Annotated in this window: 19 protein-coding genes and 1 riboswitch; of the genes, 11 read left to right on the top strand and 8 right to left on the bottom strand. The window is 35.5% G+C overall.

Annotated features, from left to right (window positions below; translation table 11 throughout):
- Window positions 1-72: 72 nt before the first annotated feature.
- Window positions 73-216: riboswitch (FMN riboswitch) on the bottom strand.
- 188 nt (window positions 217-404) lie between these two features.
- Window positions 405-611 (bottom strand): CDGSH iron-sulfur domain-containing protein, encoded by a 207-nt coding sequence (locus tag DN389_RS16000; protein ID WP_001151582.1) that lies wholly within the window; start codon window positions 609-611, stop codon window positions 405-407.
- A gap of 139 nt (window positions 612-750) precedes the next feature.
- Here DN389_RS16000 and DN389_RS15995 point away from each other — a divergent pair, with 139 nt between their 5' ends.
- Complete coding sequence (locus tag DN389_RS15995; protein WP_000360794.1) at window positions 751-996, top strand: DUF2552 family protein; 246 nt, start codon at window positions 751-753, stop codon at window positions 994-996.
- Between the two features lie 10 nt (window positions 997-1,006).
- Here the strand turns inward: DN389_RS15995 and DN389_RS15990 are convergent, their stop codons facing one another.
- Entirely contained in the window at window positions 1,007-1,930 is a 924-nt protein-coding gene (locus tag DN389_RS15990; protein WP_000819238.1) for an alpha/beta hydrolase, read from the bottom strand.
- Window positions 1,931-2,011: 81 nt separating this feature from the next.
- Between DN389_RS15990 and DN389_RS15985 the strand changes: the two genes are divergently transcribed.
- Together DN389_RS15985 and DN389_RS15980 are read left to right on the top strand one after the other, a co-directional pair.
- Complete coding sequence (locus DN389_RS15985) at window positions 2,012-2,494, top strand: GNAT family N-acetyltransferase (RefSeq protein WP_088093467.1); 483 nt, start codon at window positions 2,012-2,014, stop codon at window positions 2,492-2,494.
- Window positions 2,495-2,593: 99 nt separating this feature from the next.
- Entirely contained in the window at window positions 2,594-3,457 is an 864-nt protein-coding gene (locus DN389_RS15980) for a LacI family DNA-binding transcriptional regulator (protein ID WP_000201338.1), read from the top strand.
- Window positions 3,458-3,480: 23 nt separating this feature from the next.
- Here the strand turns inward: DN389_RS15980 and DN389_RS15975 are convergent, their stop codons facing one another.
- Window positions 3,481-4,800, bottom strand: coding sequence for a Na+/H+ antiporter family protein (locus DN389_RS15975; protein ID WP_000994830.1), 1,320 nt, complete (start codon window positions 4,798-4,800; stop codon window positions 3,481-3,483).
- Between the two features lie 131 nt (window positions 4,801-4,931).
- Complete coding sequence (locus DN389_RS15970; RefSeq protein ID WP_088081531.1) at window positions 4,932-5,930, bottom strand: alpha/beta fold hydrolase; 999 nt, start codon at window positions 5,928-5,930, stop codon at window positions 4,932-4,934.
- Between the two features lie 121 nt (window positions 5,931-6,051).
- On the opposite strand from DN389_RS15970, the gene DN389_RS15965 reads away from it, so the two are divergent.
- The gene (locus DN389_RS15965) at window positions 6,052-6,528 is read left to right on the top strand and encodes a ribbon-helix-helix domain-containing protein (RefSeq protein ID WP_149237365.1); all 477 of its coding nucleotides are present in this window, start codon (window positions 6,052-6,054) and stop codon (window positions 6,526-6,528) included.
- A 122-nt stretch (window positions 6,529-6,650) separates the two neighbouring features.
- On the opposite strand, the gene DN389_RS15960 is transcribed toward DN389_RS15965, so the two are convergent.
- Window positions 6,651-8,240, bottom strand: a complete 1,590-nt coding sequence (locus tag DN389_RS15960) for a bifunctional metallophosphatase/5'-nucleotidase (protein ID WP_149237363.1) — start codon at window positions 8,238-8,240, stop codon at window positions 6,651-6,653.
- Between the two features lie 200 nt (window positions 8,241-8,440).
- Here DN389_RS15960 and DN389_RS15955 point away from each other — a divergent pair, with 200 nt between their 5' ends.
- The 3 genes from DN389_RS15955 to DN389_RS15945 all read left to right on the top strand — a co-directional run bounded on the left by DN389_RS15955 (window position 8,441) and on the right by DN389_RS15945 (window position 10,246).
- A complete protein-coding gene (locus tag DN389_RS15955; RefSeq protein WP_000727564.1) occupies window positions 8,441-8,704 on the top strand; it encodes a YqkE family protein in 264 nt (87 codons plus the stop codon).
- A 68-nt stretch (window positions 8,705-8,772) separates the two neighbouring features.
- Window positions 8,773-9,297, top strand: coding sequence for a GrpB family protein (locus DN389_RS15950; protein ID WP_001227178.1), 525 nt, complete (start codon window positions 8,773-8,775; stop codon window positions 9,295-9,297).
- Between the two features lie 121 nt (window positions 9,298-9,418).
- Complete coding sequence (locus DN389_RS15945) at window positions 9,419-10,246, top strand: aldo/keto reductase (RefSeq protein ID WP_048546278.1); 828 nt, start codon at window positions 9,419-9,421, stop codon at window positions 10,244-10,246.
- A 29-nt stretch (window positions 10,247-10,275) separates the two neighbouring features.
- On the opposite strand, the gene lolS is transcribed toward DN389_RS15945, so the two are convergent.
- A complete protein-coding gene (gene lolS / locus DN389_RS15940) occupies window positions 10,276-11,190 on the bottom strand; it encodes an aldo/keto reductase (RefSeq protein WP_149237361.1) in 915 nt (304 codons plus the stop codon).
- A gap of 53 nt (window positions 11,191-11,243) precedes the next feature.
- The gene (gene mciZ / locus DN389_RS15935) at window positions 11,244-11,372 is read right to left on the bottom strand and encodes a Z-ring formation inhibitor MciZ (protein WP_000870295.1); all 129 of its coding nucleotides are present in this window, start codon (window positions 11,370-11,372) and stop codon (window positions 11,244-11,246) included.
- Between the two features lie 74 nt (window positions 11,373-11,446).
- Here mciZ and DN389_RS15930 point away from each other — a divergent pair, with 74 nt between their 5' ends.
- Window positions 11,447-11,986 (top strand): NUDIX domain-containing protein, encoded by a 540-nt coding sequence (locus DN389_RS15930; RefSeq protein WP_000067040.1) that lies wholly within the window; start codon window positions 11,447-11,449, stop codon window positions 11,984-11,986.
- A 24-nt stretch (window positions 11,987-12,010) separates the two neighbouring features.
- On the opposite strand, the gene DN389_RS15925 is transcribed toward DN389_RS15930, so the two are convergent.
- Window positions 12,011-12,562 carry a GNAT family N-acetyltransferase gene (locus tag DN389_RS15925; RefSeq protein WP_098189951.1) on the bottom strand — a complete coding sequence of 184 codons (552 nt, stop codon included), beginning with the start codon at window positions 12,560-12,562 and terminating at the stop codon, window positions 12,011-12,013.
- 155 nt (window positions 12,563-12,717) lie between these two features.
- Here DN389_RS15925 and spoIIM point away from each other — a divergent pair, with 155 nt between their 5' ends.
- The 3 genes from spoIIM to DN389_RS15910 all read left to right on the top strand — a co-directional run bounded on the left by spoIIM (window position 12,718) and on the right by DN389_RS15910 (window position 14,231).
- Complete coding sequence (gene spoIIM, locus DN389_RS15920) at window positions 12,718-13,335, top strand: stage II sporulation protein M (protein ID WP_242475614.1); 618 nt, start codon at window positions 12,718-12,720, stop codon at window positions 13,333-13,335.
- A 106-nt stretch (window positions 13,336-13,441) separates the two neighbouring features.
- Window positions 13,442-13,897 (top strand): ferric iron uptake transcriptional regulator, encoded by a 456-nt coding sequence (gene fur, locus DN389_RS15915; protein ID WP_000392655.1) that lies wholly within the window; start codon window positions 13,442-13,444, stop codon window positions 13,895-13,897.
- Window positions 13,898-14,000: 103 nt separating this feature from the next.
- On the top strand, window positions 14,001-14,231 hold the full coding sequence (locus tag DN389_RS15910) for a YqzK family protein (RefSeq protein ID WP_001250432.1): 231 nt from the start codon (window positions 14,001-14,003) through the stop codon (window positions 14,229-14,231).
- Window positions 14,232-14,234 lie beyond the last annotated feature (3 nt).

Genomic DNA, 14,234 nt, shown 5'->3' with positions numbered 1-14,234 from the left:
GATTCAAAACGAAACTTTAAAAATATGCATACTGAAATAAAAGTGTATTCGCTATATAAAATTACTAGAAAACATATCCTTCTCCCATCCAGACTATACTGTCGGCTCTAGAGTTTCACTAGATCCACCGTTTTCGAGTTGAAAACGGGTCACGGACTTAGAAGTTTGCACTTCATCACCGCCGGTTGGGAATTTCACCCGACCCCGAAGGATGTTGTTTGCTCAAATTATAGCACAAAAAAAATAAAAGGCTAGAAAAAAATATTCGAATGTGAAGAATTGTGTGAAAATATATGTAAGTTGGAATGAGGACAAAAGTACGAGGAATGTTGTAAGGAAAAGGGGGACGAGAGTTAATGAAAAGAAAAAACATGCACAAAAAAATGTGCATGTCACATGTAAAATTATTCTGCCTCTGGTGCTCTAACGACAGACTCGAATTTCCCTTTATGCGAAGCATCGCAATAAGGCATATTTTTTGATAAACCACAACGGCATAAAGAAAATGCCGGTTTTGCTGGGAATACATTCCCTTGTGAATCGACTAATTCCACGTCCCCTGTAACGCGAAAAGAGCCATTATCATTTACTTTAATTTGTACTTTCGCCAACGCTATCCCTCCTTCCCAAACGCTTAATTTCATCATATAATTAAGAGAAGTACTTGACAATATAAAATGAGCACTTTCTTTGGGAGAGAAGAGAGTGTTATAATGTTTTTTATAACTGACTAGAGTAAGGTGACGAGAGATGGATAAACAATTACATACATTACGAAACATTGCAAATGAGCGCACGTGGGCATCATTTTTGAATGATAATCATCCATATAGTTTGTTACATTGGTCCATTGCAGGTGTAGGGCAAGAGGCAAAGGATGTTTGGTTACTTCAAGATGAAGTAACATTTCAAACGACAGAATTTCCAACGTTAGATGATGCAATGCAATGGATTTCTGTAAATATGGAACAAGTTACAGACGTTTTAGCGCAATAAAAAAACAGGCTTATGCAAGCCTGTTTTTTGTTTCTTTTACATATGAGTTTAAAAATTGATCAACGGCTGCTTCATACTCTTCTTTATTTTCGTTATAAGAGCAAGCGTGTGCACCGCGTTCTGCAATATAAAGTTGTTTATTGTTTTCTTTTGCTTCATATAGTGATTTCGTCATATCAGCTAAAATATAATCATCATCTTTACTATGAATAAAGAGGACGGGATTATTAATATTTTTTATACAATCGATTGGTGAAACTTCGCGAATCGTATAACCGTCACGTACTTTTAAAAAAGCATTTGCTAAAGGTAATAAAGGCCATTTAGGTAAATGGAATTCAACCTTTAAACGGTGTTGTAATTGCCCGTAGAAATCAGAAAAAGGACAATCTGCAATATAGAAATCAGCACCATCTTCTACAAGTCCTGCGTATTGAAGAAGTGTTGCAGCTCCCATAGATTCACCATGAATACCGAGTGTTATATTTGTTCCAAAGCGACTTTTTAGCCAGTCAACTACAGATTTTAAATCATGTTTTTCATAGTATCCATAGCTTGTTGTTTTTCCGCCAGTTTTACCATGACGACGATGATCATAAATAACGACATTATACCCTCTGTTTAAAAATAACCTTGCATATTTTACAGAGTTCATTTTATTTACAGTTACGCCGTGACAAAAAATCATAAACTTATTGGAATGACCAGCAGGAATGTAATATCCGTGAAGATCATATCCGAATTGCGAAGGAATATGAATTTCTTCTTTATGAAGAGCATCAAAATCCTCTAAACGAAAATGTTTTTTCGTTTCTCTTTCGAGTACTTCTTCCTCTGTTTTTTTCTTTAAGTACATCACTTTATTTGTAAAGAAAATCCCAAGGGCAGTTATCGCACCTAGTATAGTAAACAATGCTGCAAAAAAACGTTTCATACTTTACCTCATCCTCCAAATACCGTTACATGTGATACACTTACATTGTATCACAATGATAGAAAAGGGGAGAAATAGGAAATGGTGTATATACAAAAAATTACGCCAGCGATGAAAGAAACAATCCGAATGTTCATGTGTGAGAACTGGGGGAGTTCATTGATGGTTTCACGTGGTAAGGGGCATCAGTTAGAAGAGTTGCCAGGATTTGTTGCGCTCTCGGATGACAGAATAATCGGAATTATAACGTATGAAGTGACCGGAAATATGTGTGAAATTGTATCGTTAGATAGCTTTGAAGAAAGAAAAGGAATAGGGACGAAACTTGTAGATTGTGTATTACAAGTTGCAGAAGAAGAACGGTGCGGGCGGGTTTGGCTCATAACAACAAATGATAATATGAATGCGTTACGTTTTTACCAAAAACGTAATTTTGTGATGACTAATTTATATGTGAATGCAGTGGAAGAGGCACGAAAAATAAAGAAAGAAATTCCACGTATCGGATATGATAACATCCCAATTTTACATGAAATACAGTTGGAGTATCGTTTAATAAATTGATGTAACAATTTTCAGAAATATAAGTTATTAACCTTGACGAATATTGTAATTTAGGTTACCGTAAAATTGTAATCTATTACCATATTAAGGGGTGACGATGTGGCAACTATACGTGATGTTGCAAAATTGGCAGGTGTTTCAGTCGCAACCGTTTCACGAGTTATTAATGAAAAAGGATACGTTCATGAGGACACAGTAAAACAAGTAAAGGAAGCAATTGAGGAATTACGTTATAGGCCAAATAATGCAGCAAAGCCATTATTTAAAGAGAATTCAACGATAATTGCATTACTTGTAGATAATCTATATGACCCATCAAACATCACTTTGCTACATTGTATTGAGGAAATAGCATATAAAGAAGGATATCAAATCATTGTTTGTAATATAGAGAATAAAGATAGATACATATATATGTTGAAGGAAAATAACGTTGCAGGTGTTATTTTAACAAGATCCGTTTTTAAAAGTATAGGAGAAATTCCACTTCCGTTTGTTGTAATTGATGAAAAAAAATCCCATGCAAATTATTATGAAAGTGGACAAAGAACGGTTTCTTTATTAAAAGAAAAAGGCTGTCAATTTCTTGCTTATTTCGATGAGGGAGAAGATAGTGAAGAAATGGAAGAGCGCATATCAGGATTTTTAGACGCTGTTTGGGAGGAAGGGATCTCTTATCGAGAAGTATGTGTACAAGGGTATACGAATAAACAGTTTATTACATTCTTGCAAACCTACCCGTATATAGATGGAATTGTAACTTCAAGTGAAAAGGTTACTTTTGAGTTAATTCAAGCAGCGAAAAATTTCAATATCCGTATACCGGATAAGTTGAAAATTATTGGACCGAACGGGAGCATAGACAGTGAATGGATAGGCCCGTCACTCATGAAAATTGAAAGTTGCGCCGAAGAAAATGGGAAAATAGCTTTACAACAATTAAAAGAAAAAATAAAAAAGTAAAAGGTGCGTATAAAACGCACCTTTTATAATGTAATTGCGGCAATAAAGCCGAATATAAGTAACGGTATATTATAATGCAGAAAAGTTGGTACACATGTATCCCATATATGATGGTGTTGACCATCAGCATTTAAACCGGATGTTGGCCCAAGTGTACTATCTGATGCTGGAGATCCCGCATCGCCTAGCGCTCCAGCTGTACCGATAATTGCAATTGTGGCCATTGGACTAAATCCAAGCTGCATGCAAAGAGGCACAAAAATTGTTGTTAAAATAGGGATGGTTGAAAAGGATGAACCAATTCCCATCGTAACGAGAAGTCCAATCACAAGCATAAGAAATGCAGCGAGTGGTTTGTTATTTCCAATTATATGTGCACTCGTTTGCACAAGAGATTCAACATGTCCTGTTTTTCGAAGAACAGCGCCAAATCCAGCGGCAGCGATCATAACAAAACCGATAAAGGACATCATGCGCATTCCGCTTGTTAATATCGCATCTGCTTCTTTAAGAGGTAGACTACCACTTACTGATAAGACGATAATCCCCGCTAAAGCACCGAAAATCATTGATTCTGTTGCTAATTGAACAGTTAATGTGGCTATGATAGATAACAATCCGAAAGTAATGCTACGTTTTGTATAGGGAACGATTTCATTTGCGGTAGTATGAACTTGTTCTGTTTCATACGTACGAGGTTTCCGGTACGTAATGAATACCGCTACACATAATCCAATAATCATACCGATTGCTGGAATAGTCATTGCTTTTGGAATAAGTGCGACATCAAATGTAAGACCACTTTGCGCAGCATTTGTTTGCAATACGTCATGATAAATTTTTCCGAACCCTGCTGGAATCCACATATAAGGAGTAATCAATCCGAATGTAATAATACATGTAACAAGTCTGCGATCCACTTTCAGCTCATTTAATACTTTTAAAAGTGCTGGAATTAAGATGGGGATGAAAGCGATATGAACAGGAATCACATTTTGTGAGAAACAAGCCATTGTTAAAATGATGAATAAAATAAGTATTTTAGAATAAACTTGTTTTTTCGTGTCTTGTTCATTGCCAATCCATTTTAGTGCAGTTTGAATCATGGCATCTGGAAGTCCTGTTTTGGAAAGGGAAATAGCGAAACCGCCAAGCATTGCATAACTTAAAGCGATTGGAGCACTGTTTCCAAGGCCAGTTGTAAAAGTGTTAATAGTTTCTGAAATACCGAGTCCGCCGATAATTCCGCCTGTTAAAGCTCCAACAATGATGGCGACAATGACCTGGACACGTAACAAACTAAGCAATAGCATAACTGCTACTGCGACGAGTACAGCATTCATAATAAATGTAATCTCCCTAAAATTTTATTGTGCTAAGGCAAGTAAATATGAAGCACTTTGCTATATTTATACATAGTTGCGACATATTATTATAAATTGTTTTCTATGAAATGTAAAAGAGCCTTTTGTTACTAATGTTGAAAAGCTAGCTCTTGTTTAATTGATTGTAAAGAATTGGCGAATAATTCTGGTTCTTCTAAATCAGGAGAATGTGCTGAATTTGGGAACCAAATCATCTTTTTTATGGGGGCTTCTATTACATCACAATATTCCTGAACGAGTGCATAAGGAGTTTGATAATCATAGCGACCAGAACAAAAATAAACCGGAATAGATAAGCATGAAATAGAAGAAAAGAAATCGATTGTCAACATTTCTTCCCATAAAACGCCAGATTTTAAATTTCCTGCGAGAAACTTGAACCAATCGAATAGCGTATATTCAGGAGAAAAGAAGCCTTTTCGTATGAAAGAAAAGGAAGATCCGTTTTGGATTGCTCCGCCGAATGTGCCAAGCCACTTTCTTTGAATAATAAGGCGTCTCGTATCTAAAAATGGTGGTTTGCCTAATTTTAAAAGGGACGCTAATGCTTTTTTATGATCATGTTTTTTTGCAGAACGAATTAAATGCTGATATAGCAATTCTTCGTTTTGTTTCATATGTACAATCTGCCCAATACCGATGTAAGCCTCGATATACTGTGGATATTGATGTGCTATGTTAAGCCCAATAATGCTTCCCCAAGAATGACCAGCGAGAAATAGTTTCTGTTTATTGAACTTTTTAAGTACATATTGAATCACTTCTTTTGCATCGGAAACGAATTGTTCGATTGTAAAATTTGCTCCGAAATCTTTCATTGAAAAGGATTTACCTGCCCCGCGCTGATCCCAATTAATAACGATGAAGTGTTTCTCCAATTCTTTTTGAAAATGACGAATAAATCCAATTTGTGCCATGCCAGGTCCGCCATGACAGCATAATAAAATTGGCTGCTCTATGTTTTGCCCGCGCATAAGGAGAGTTTGTTTTCGATTATGAATCATAACGCTTTCCATCGTAGCAATACTATTAGGAATGAGTTGTTTATTTTCATTATAAAACTGTGGGGTATAGCTACGAAAAAGCATATGGAAATCCTCCTTTTCTGAAATCGTATGAATCGCACAGGCTATTCGTTTTGCATATACTGTTAGAAAATCATTGTAACATACCATACTAGTGTTATTTCAACACGGGAGGAGGGAAATTGTGACGATTGGAGAAATTATAGATTGCTTAAATAGACGTGAATCCATCGCTATTATAGCAAAACGTCTTGAAATAAGCCCATATACATTATCAAAGAAATTAAGATTGATTGGATACGAATATGATGGGGAACAGAAGAAACGTATTTTTGTAGGAGATGGAGAAGAACCGCGTCACTTACAACTCCAAGAAGCGACAGCCCTTCAATATGCGAAAACGGATTATCAATTATTAATTTATGAGCAATTACAAAGTATTTATGATTTATTAAGAAAGAGAGAAGAAGTAATTGTGCCCATTATGAGTATAAGTACAGAGAAAAAGAAACGTACCTTTACTATTAATAAAGAAATATTAGCAAAACTAGACGTTATATCAGAAGCGAAAGGAATTCAAAAATCTAAACTTGTAGAAGAGGCGTTACAACAATTTTTACAACAATATGATTTTAACAAAACATCATATTTTGATAACTAAAGAAAAGGATACTATGTTCATTGTAAGAACGAGTATCCTTTTTAGGTTTTACTAATATTGTGGATTAAGTATAAGTGCGTATCCTTTACAATAAAAATCTGGATCGCATATGAGGGAAATACTTAATTTATCTTTTGAATTCTTCCATCAATAACTGGCTGAATTGGTTCTTTTAATTGTTTTACATAATCGACTAGCGCTCCAAAGTCGTTTGGACCAGTTTCTGAATTCTTCCCATTTTTAAATGATACGAATCCGTCACCGCCAGAAGCTAAGAAAGCATTCGCAACTACGCTATACGTTTTAGATGGAGATAACTCTTCGCCATTTGTTAAGCGTATATTCGTAACCTTTTCACCGCTTGGTTTATTTGCATCCCACGTATATTGAATACCTGAAATTTGAAGCATTCTTGTTGTTCCTTTTTGCCATTGTTGATTTAAAATGTCGCGAATATCTTGACCTGTTAAATCTACTTTAATCAATTGGTTTCCAAAAGGCTGAATGCCATATAATTCGCCCCAAGTAATATCGCCAGCATCTAAGTCATTACGAATGCCACCAGGATTCATAAGTGCGATTTGAGCTTGCATCGTTTGACTCTGTGCGTCGGCAATTACATTCCCAAGAGTAGATTCACCAGCATCATTTTGTTTACGGTCGATAGGTGCTGTAGATTTTCCTACAACTTCATTTACAAGTGGTGCGATTGTTTCTTTATATTGATCTATTTTTTGTTTTACTTGTTTATCAGGTTCCACACCTTCATGATATGTTGTAATCACTTCAGCTTTTTTCTTTACAATATCTTTTGTTTTACGATCAATTGTTACATCTACGTCTGAGAAAGCTGTTCCATAAGAGTTCGCTTGGACGATTAGTTTATTATTTACAGTACCATTTACATACGTGTGACTATGTCCACCGAAAATAACATCAACTTCCGAGTCTGTTTCATTTGCAATTCGAGTAAGGTCTCCATTTGTCACGCCAGACTCATCAGTTGTTCCGCCGACATGGGCAAGGACGACGATGGATTTAACACCGAGACGCTTTAATTGTTGCGCTGATTTATTAATTGCTTCTACTTCGTCAGTGATCTGTACATTTTTAAGCATAGTAGGCATCACGACATTTGGCGTATCGGTTGTAACAACGCCAATGAATCCTACAGGAACACCATCTACCATTTTTACAGTAAATGGTGGTAAAAATAAGCGACCAGTTGATTTGTTATAGAAGTTAGCAGCGACATAAGGGAAGTTAGCACCTTTGAAATTACCTGTTTTCTCGTGATATCCACCGTAAATGAGGCGTTTCATTTCATCGATACCTTCATCAAATTCATGGTTTCCGATTGTACCAACATCGAATTTTAAGTCATTTAAAAATTCAATTGTTGGTTCATCTTGTAACAACGCTGAAACTGGTGGACTAGCTCCGACGATATCGCCAGCATGTACGAGAAGTGTATTAGGGTTTTGTTTTTTACGTTCTTTTAAATAAGTAGCTAAGTACTCAGCGCCACCAGCTTCTTTGTTATTAATTTTTTTAACAGTATCTAGTTGTCCATGGAAATCATTAATACCAAGCATTTGTACGTCTACGTAGCGGTTTTGTTCAGCTGGAGTCTGGGATGGGGGAGCGGCAAATACGCTTGAAAAAGTAATGGTGCTTAAAACGGCAACAGCAGGAATGATTTTTTTCCACATAATTTAATTCTCCTTTTTTATAATCTGACATCATACGACATAATTTTAATAGATTCATAGGATTATATCTATATAAAAATTTAGTTTTTTCGAAAAATTAACATATTTACAAAAAGTGAATAATAGAGTAACGAACCTTTTTTATTGTCGAGTTCATTGTGTATCTACTATAATGGAGAAAAAAGTAAAAGGTGAGTAGCATGAAGAAAAAGAAACAAAGACAAATGCAAAGACAATCGCAAGTGAATAGACCAGAGAAAGAGTCGCTTACATTAGGCGATCAATTAAATGATTCACTCATGCAGCAATTAAAGAATAAGAAGAAAGAATTGCAAGTGAGAGAAGAAGAAAAAGAGGCAGCTGAACTGGAAAGAAAGCGCCGAGAACAAAAAGAACGTGAAAAAAATAAATCATTTGAAGAACTGTTAAGTGAAAGTAGCCTTACTTGGAAAGACTTTAAATAATATAAAAAATGATCAGTGCATACCGCTGATCATTTTTTTGACGAGCTTGTAAGAAAAGGGGAGTTTTAATGAGAAAAATTGTAGTCGTTCCGCATGAAAATCATTGGAATGAAAAATTTCAAATAGAGGCCGAACGATTAAAATCGGCGATGCCAGAAATGGTGAAAGTCCATCATATTGGAAGTACATCAGTGCCAGGACTGGCAGCTAAACCAATTATAGATATGATTATGGAAGTAGAGTGTATCGACAGAGTAGATCATTGGAATGAACGTTTTGAAGAGCTTGGTTATATCGTAAAAGGGGAAAATGGTATTTCAAGACGTCGTTATTTTATTCATGGAACTGAGGAAAAACGCTCGTATCACTTACACGTTTTTGAAAAAGGAAATCCTGAGATAGTAAGGCATTTAGCGTTTCGTGATTATATGATGGCTCATTGTGAAGAAGCAGAGGCATATGCAACCTTAAAGAAAGAATTAGCCGAAAAATATACATATGATGGCACGTTATATACGGAAGGAAAAAATGAGTTTGTGCGTAGTGTTGATGAAAAAGCGAAAGAATGGAGAGAAGGAAATATGAATAATTGAGTTTGCGTTTTAGTGTATAAAATTATTATGTAAACTGTACATATGTTTTGACTTTTTGGTTGAATCTTGTTGAAATAAAGTGGTAGCTTATAAAAAATGTAAGAATGAAAGGGAGACGACTGTGCACATTCCAACAACTACACTTCATAATGGCGTAAAAATGCCGATGATTGGTCTAGGCGTTTATAAAGCGAAAGAAGGCGATGAAGTAAAACAAGCAGTAAAAACAGCGTTAGAAGTTGGATATCGTTCGATTGATACAGCAACTGTATATGAAAATGAAAGCGGTGTCGGAGAAGCGGTTCGTGAATCAGGGATTCCGAGAGAAGACATATTTATTACAACAAAAGTTTGGAACGACGATCAAGGATACGAGGAAACACTTGAGGCGTTTGAAAAAAGCTTAAAGAAATTACAAATGGACTATGTAGATTTATATTTAATACATTGGCCAATAAGAGGGAAGTATGTCGATACGTACCGAGCGCTAGAAAAACTGTATGAAGAAGGTAAAGTGCGCGCAATTGGTGTTTCAAATTTTCATAAACATCATTTAGAACTGTTATTACCAAATTGTAAAGTGAAGCCGATGGTCAACCAAGTGGAACTTCATCCGATGTTAGCGCAATTTGAATTGCGTAATTTCTGTCAAGGTGAGCAAATTCAAATGGAAGCATGGAGCCCATTAATGAGAGGCGGGGAAGTATTCGAGAACCCGATTATTCAGGCCATTGCTACGAAATATGAAAAAACACCTGCGCAAGTTATATTAAGATGGGATATTCAGAGCGGGGTAGTGACGATTCCTAAATCTGTTACACCATCTCGCATTAAGGAGAATTTTTCTATCTTTGATTTTTCATTAACGGAAGAAGAGATGACTCAAATTAATACGTTAAATCGTAATTTACATGTAGGAACGAATCCGGATAAATATGATACGCTATAAAAAGACGCTACCAGTATGGTAGCGTCTTTTTAACGATGTAAAGCGTAAGTATCACATTTAGCAATTTGCTGAAGTTGTATATATTGAGCTATTGTTAACTGTGTTTGTTTACTAGCCTGGGCATTTTCTTTCAATTGCCCAATAGAGCTTGCACCAGGTATAACAGCTGCAACAGTTTCGTTATGTAAGCAATATTGAATAGCTGTTCCTGTTAAAGAGCTTTCTCCGATTATTTCTTTTACATTCGCAAGTGTCGCATATAATTCATCGTAAGAATAAGAAAGATAATTCTTTTCTTTTACTCTTTCTATCTTTCTTGCATTATTATCAGTTAAAATTCCTTTTGCAAGTGGCCCACGAGCAATAATGCTAATTTGATGTTCACTTAGAAGTGGGAACCATTCTTCAGGGCGACGATTTAAAAGGCTATATTCCATTAGCACACTAACGATATTGGAACGTTTAGCATATTCACGGATAACATTTGGACGTATAGAAGAAATACCGTAATGACGAATAATACCTTCTTTTTTTAATTCTTCAAAGGCTTCAATTGTTTCATCTATTGGATCTTCAATCGTCCCGCCGTGAAGTTGATAAAGATCAATATAATCAGTTTGAAGTCTACGTAAACTTTCTTTCACTTCAGCCTTTATGTAACTTTTAGAAGGATCCCAAGACCACCCGTTTTTTTCTTCTGTCCATCGATTTCCAACTTTTGTTGTAAGAACAATTTGGTCTCGTTTCCCTTTTAAGGCTTTTCCAACAAATTCTTCGTTTAATCCATAAGCATATAAATCCGCTGTATCAAAAAAATTGATTCCTAAATCGATTGCTTCATCGATAATACGCATAGCTTCTGTTTCAGATGTACCGAGAGACATACAGCCAAGTCCCATTTCTGTCACAAACAAATCTGAGTTTCCTAATTGACGTTTTTTCATAGGTCAACCTCCTTACCTTTATTGTACGCAAGGGAAAAGAGGTTGACAAACGTTTACTTTTTATTTGCTGTAATCCACTCTTGTACAGTTGTATACTCTTTTCCATATTGTTTTAGCTTATGGCGAATTTGCCATGCTTTTCCGACTAAAGTGACGCGATTTGGTAAAATATAAACTTTCATTTCTATCACGCTCCTTTCAATGTGGTAAAATGTATGAGGAAAGAATAGGAAATAGAACAGGGAGATGAAGTAGTATGAGTAATCTTGCAGAGAGAACAGTAAAAACTGAACCGATTTTTGATGGTAGAGTTATAAAAGTTCGTGTTGATGATGTAGTATTACCAAATGGAGCAATGAGTAAACGTGAAATTGTAAATCACCCTGGTGCAGTTGCTATTATTGCTATTACTGATGAGGGGAAAATTGTGCTTGTCGAGCAGTATCGTAAAGCGCTTGAAAAGGCGATTATAGAAATTCCGGCCGGCAAGTTAGAACCTGGTGAAAAACCTGAGGTGACAGCAGTTCGTGAATTAGAAGAGGAAACAGGATATGTATGTGAAAATATGGAGCTTATTACTTCTTTCTATACATCTCCAGGATTTGCAGATGAAATTTTATATGTATATAAAGCGACAGGTTTGACGAAAAAAGAAAATAAAGCCGAGTTAGATGAAGATGAATTCGTAGAATTGATGGAAGTATCGTTAGAAGAAGCGATTATTCTTATGAAAGATCTTCGTATTCATGATGCGAAGACGATGTTTGCAGTACAATATTTACAACTACAAAAATAAACACTCGCCAAAGGCGAGTGTTTTTTAATTGATTTTTGCGTATACGCGTGCATTACGTAAGCTACCATCTGGTGCTATGAAATCATTTTCCATTGTACCTTCTAGAATAAATTCTAAACGTTCTGCTAGGTTACATGCATTTGCATTTGTTGCATCAGTACGAATTTCAATTCTTCTAGCACTTAGCTTATCAAAGGCAAATTGAATGGCACCTTTAATGGCTTCAGTCATATAGCCTTGTTTTGTATAAGCACTATGCAGCCAGAAGTGAAGTGAAAACTTTGGAATATCCCAGTTTTCAGGCTTGAGCGTTATAGCTCCGATGAATGTACCAGATACTTTATCGTATAAGTGAAAATCAAGTGTTTCACGAAGTAAAAACTGCCCGTGAGCGTTACGAACGATTTCTTCAGCACTTTCTTCTGTTTCAGCGTTAATTGGCATCCACGGTACTAAGTCTTCTAGAGAAGCTTGGATTGCTTCATACACTTCTGCACCATCACCTGGAAATGGCTTACGAACTTGTAAGCGTTCAGTTTGAAATAATGTTGGAAAATCTAATAATAATGGTTTCAAGAGAAATCCCTCCTATTCTCTACTTTTTAGTTTAGCAAAGTAGAGCGGAATTTCAATGTTAATTCGTCATACTTTTTTCTTTCTTTCATACATTTTTAGTAAGAGTGTGAACGGAGGGAAGAAAAATGTGGAGAAAAACTTGGCAAGACCGTGTAATGTCTCACATACAGGAAAACTCTTCATTATATATATTTAACGCTGTTTTATTATTGATGGGAGTAATATTTGGGGCCATTCTTGTAAATAGTTTACAATTAAATCAAAAACAAGATTTATCATTTTATTTACAACGTTTTTTTGGACAAGTTTCTAAAGGAGAATTTGCTATTGCAAGCGAAATGTTTCGAGAAAGTTACTTTTCACAATTAAAATACATTGGATTTATTTGGATTTTAGGGATTTCAATTATTGGATTGCCACTTATTTTTATTTTATTGTTTGTAAAAGGAGTAGTTGTCGGATTTACAGTAGGTTTTTTAGTAAGTCAGCATGGATGGAATGGATTATTATTAGCATTCGTTTCTGTATTGCCGCAAAATCTCATTATCATTCCAGTATTTCTCGTTATGACAACAATTGCTGCAAGCTTTTCCTTACGAATGATTAGACATCAATTTATACGGAAAATAACCGAGCCGCTATTCCCATTATTAATTCGTTATACATGCTTCTTTCTTATCATTGGAGCGGTGCTCGCTCTCGCTTCTAGTGTAGAAGCTTATGCATCACCAGTTTTAATGAAAGAAGTCGTTGAGGCTATTAATAAACAATAAATACTTTTTGAGAATAATTATCAATTTGTTTTTATTGTTTTTCTTTTGACAGAAGCCCTTCTTCTGATATAATGGTGTAAGAGTGGCGAGGAGGGAGTAGTACCGAATGGAAGAAAGAATTGAACGAATTAAGAAGCAATTACATGCAGCGAGCTACAAATTAACACCGCAACGTGAAGCAACAGTTCGTGTGCTGCTAGAAAATGAAGAAGATCATTTAAGCGCAGAAGATGTTTACCTCCTTGTAAAAGAAAAGTCGCCAGAGATCGGATTAGCAACCGTCTATCGAACTTTAGAACTATTATCTGAGTTAAAAGTTGTCGATAAGATTAACTTCGGAGACGGTGTTTCACGCTATGACTTACGCCAAGAAGGTGCGCAGCGTTTCCACCATCATTTGATTTGTACACAATGTGGTGCTGTACAAGAAATACAAGAAGATTTACTTGGTGAAGTGGAAAGGAAAGTAGAACATGACTGGAGCTTTAAGGTGAAGGATCATCGTTTAACATTCCATGGGATTTGTAAAAATTGTCAAGAAAATGAAACGGATGAAAAATAACCTTTTCCTATTTAACTAGGAAGAGGTTTTTTATTTGAATAAGGTATAAATTGGTGAAAGCTTGGCATATGTTGTAATAACTTATATTTTGGAGGAATTTACAATGCGCCGAGCTTTAAAATTAACTTTTGATGGGATAAAAGTATTTTTATTATTTACAAGTTGTACGATTTTGTTTTATTTCGCTATACTATGGATAAATGAAGAATATGAAAGCTATCATCGTTATGAAAAGCCAAAAGAAGAGACTGTAGAAAAAGTATCAGGGAATGAAGAGCCAGCAAAGGATGCTTTCGTAAATAGAATGATGTTTTTCTATGAAAATGGGGAGTAGTGT

The organism is Bacillus sp. AY3-1, assembly GCF_008368785.1.
In the GTDB taxonomy this organism is placed as follows: Bacteria; Bacillota; Bacilli; order Bacillales; family Bacillaceae_G; genus Bacillus_A; species Bacillus_A wiedmannii.
The sequence above is the reverse complement of the archived record's forward strand: the minus strand, read 5'-3'. Positions and strand labels throughout refer to the sequence as shown.

Bases quoted from the DNA above. Each gene is read 5' to 3' on its own strand.
- DN389_RS15995 (WP_000360794.1), top strand. From the start codon at position 751: ATGGATAAACAATTACATACATTACGAAACATTGCAAATGAGCGCACG.
- DN389_RS15990 (WP_000819238.1), bottom strand. From the start codon at position 1,930: ATGAAACGTTTTTTTGCAGCATTGTTTACTATACTAGGTGCGATAACT.
- DN389_RS15985 (WP_088093467.1), top strand. From the start codon at position 2,012: ATGGTGTATATACAAAAAATTACGCCAGCGATGAAAGAAACAATCCGA.
- DN389_RS15975 (WP_000994830.1), bottom strand. From the start codon at position 4,800: ATGAATGCTGTACTCGTCGCAGTAGCAGTTATGCTATTGCTTAGTTTG.
- DN389_RS15970 (WP_088081531.1), bottom strand. From the start codon at position 5,930: ATGCTTTTTCGTAGCTATACCCCACAGTTTTATAATGAAAATAAACAA.
- DN389_RS15960 (WP_149237363.1), bottom strand. From the start codon at position 8,240: ATGTGGAAAAAAATCATTCCTGCTGTTGCCGTTTTAAGCACCATTACT.
- DN389_RS15955 (WP_000727564.1), top strand. From the start codon at position 8,441: ATGAAGAAAAAGAAACAAAGACAAATGCAAAGACAATCGCAAGTGAAT.
- DN389_RS15950 (WP_001227178.1), top strand. From the start codon at position 8,773: ATGAGAAAAATTGTAGTCGTTCCGCATGAAAATCATTGGAATGAAAAA.
- lolS (WP_149237361.1), bottom strand. From the start codon at position 11,190: ATGAAAAAACGTCAATTAGGAAACTCAGATTTGTTTGTGACAGAAATG.
- mciZ (WP_000870295.1), bottom strand. From the start codon at position 11,372: ATGAAAGTTTATATTTTACCAAATCGCGTCACTTTAGTCGGAAAAGCA.
- DN389_RS15930 (WP_000067040.1), top strand. From the start codon at position 11,447: ATGAGTAATCTTGCAGAGAGAACAGTAAAAACTGAACCGATTTTTGAT.
- spoIIM (WP_242475614.1), top strand. From the start codon at position 12,718: ATGTCTCACATACAGGAAAACTCTTCATTATATATATTTAACGCTGTT.
- fur (WP_000392655.1), top strand. From the start codon at position 13,442: ATGGAAGAAAGAATTGAACGAATTAAGAAGCAATTACATGCAGCGAGC.
- DN389_RS15910 (WP_001250432.1), top strand. From the start codon at position 14,001: ATGCGCCGAGCTTTAAAATTAACTTTTGATGGGATAAAAGTATTTTTA.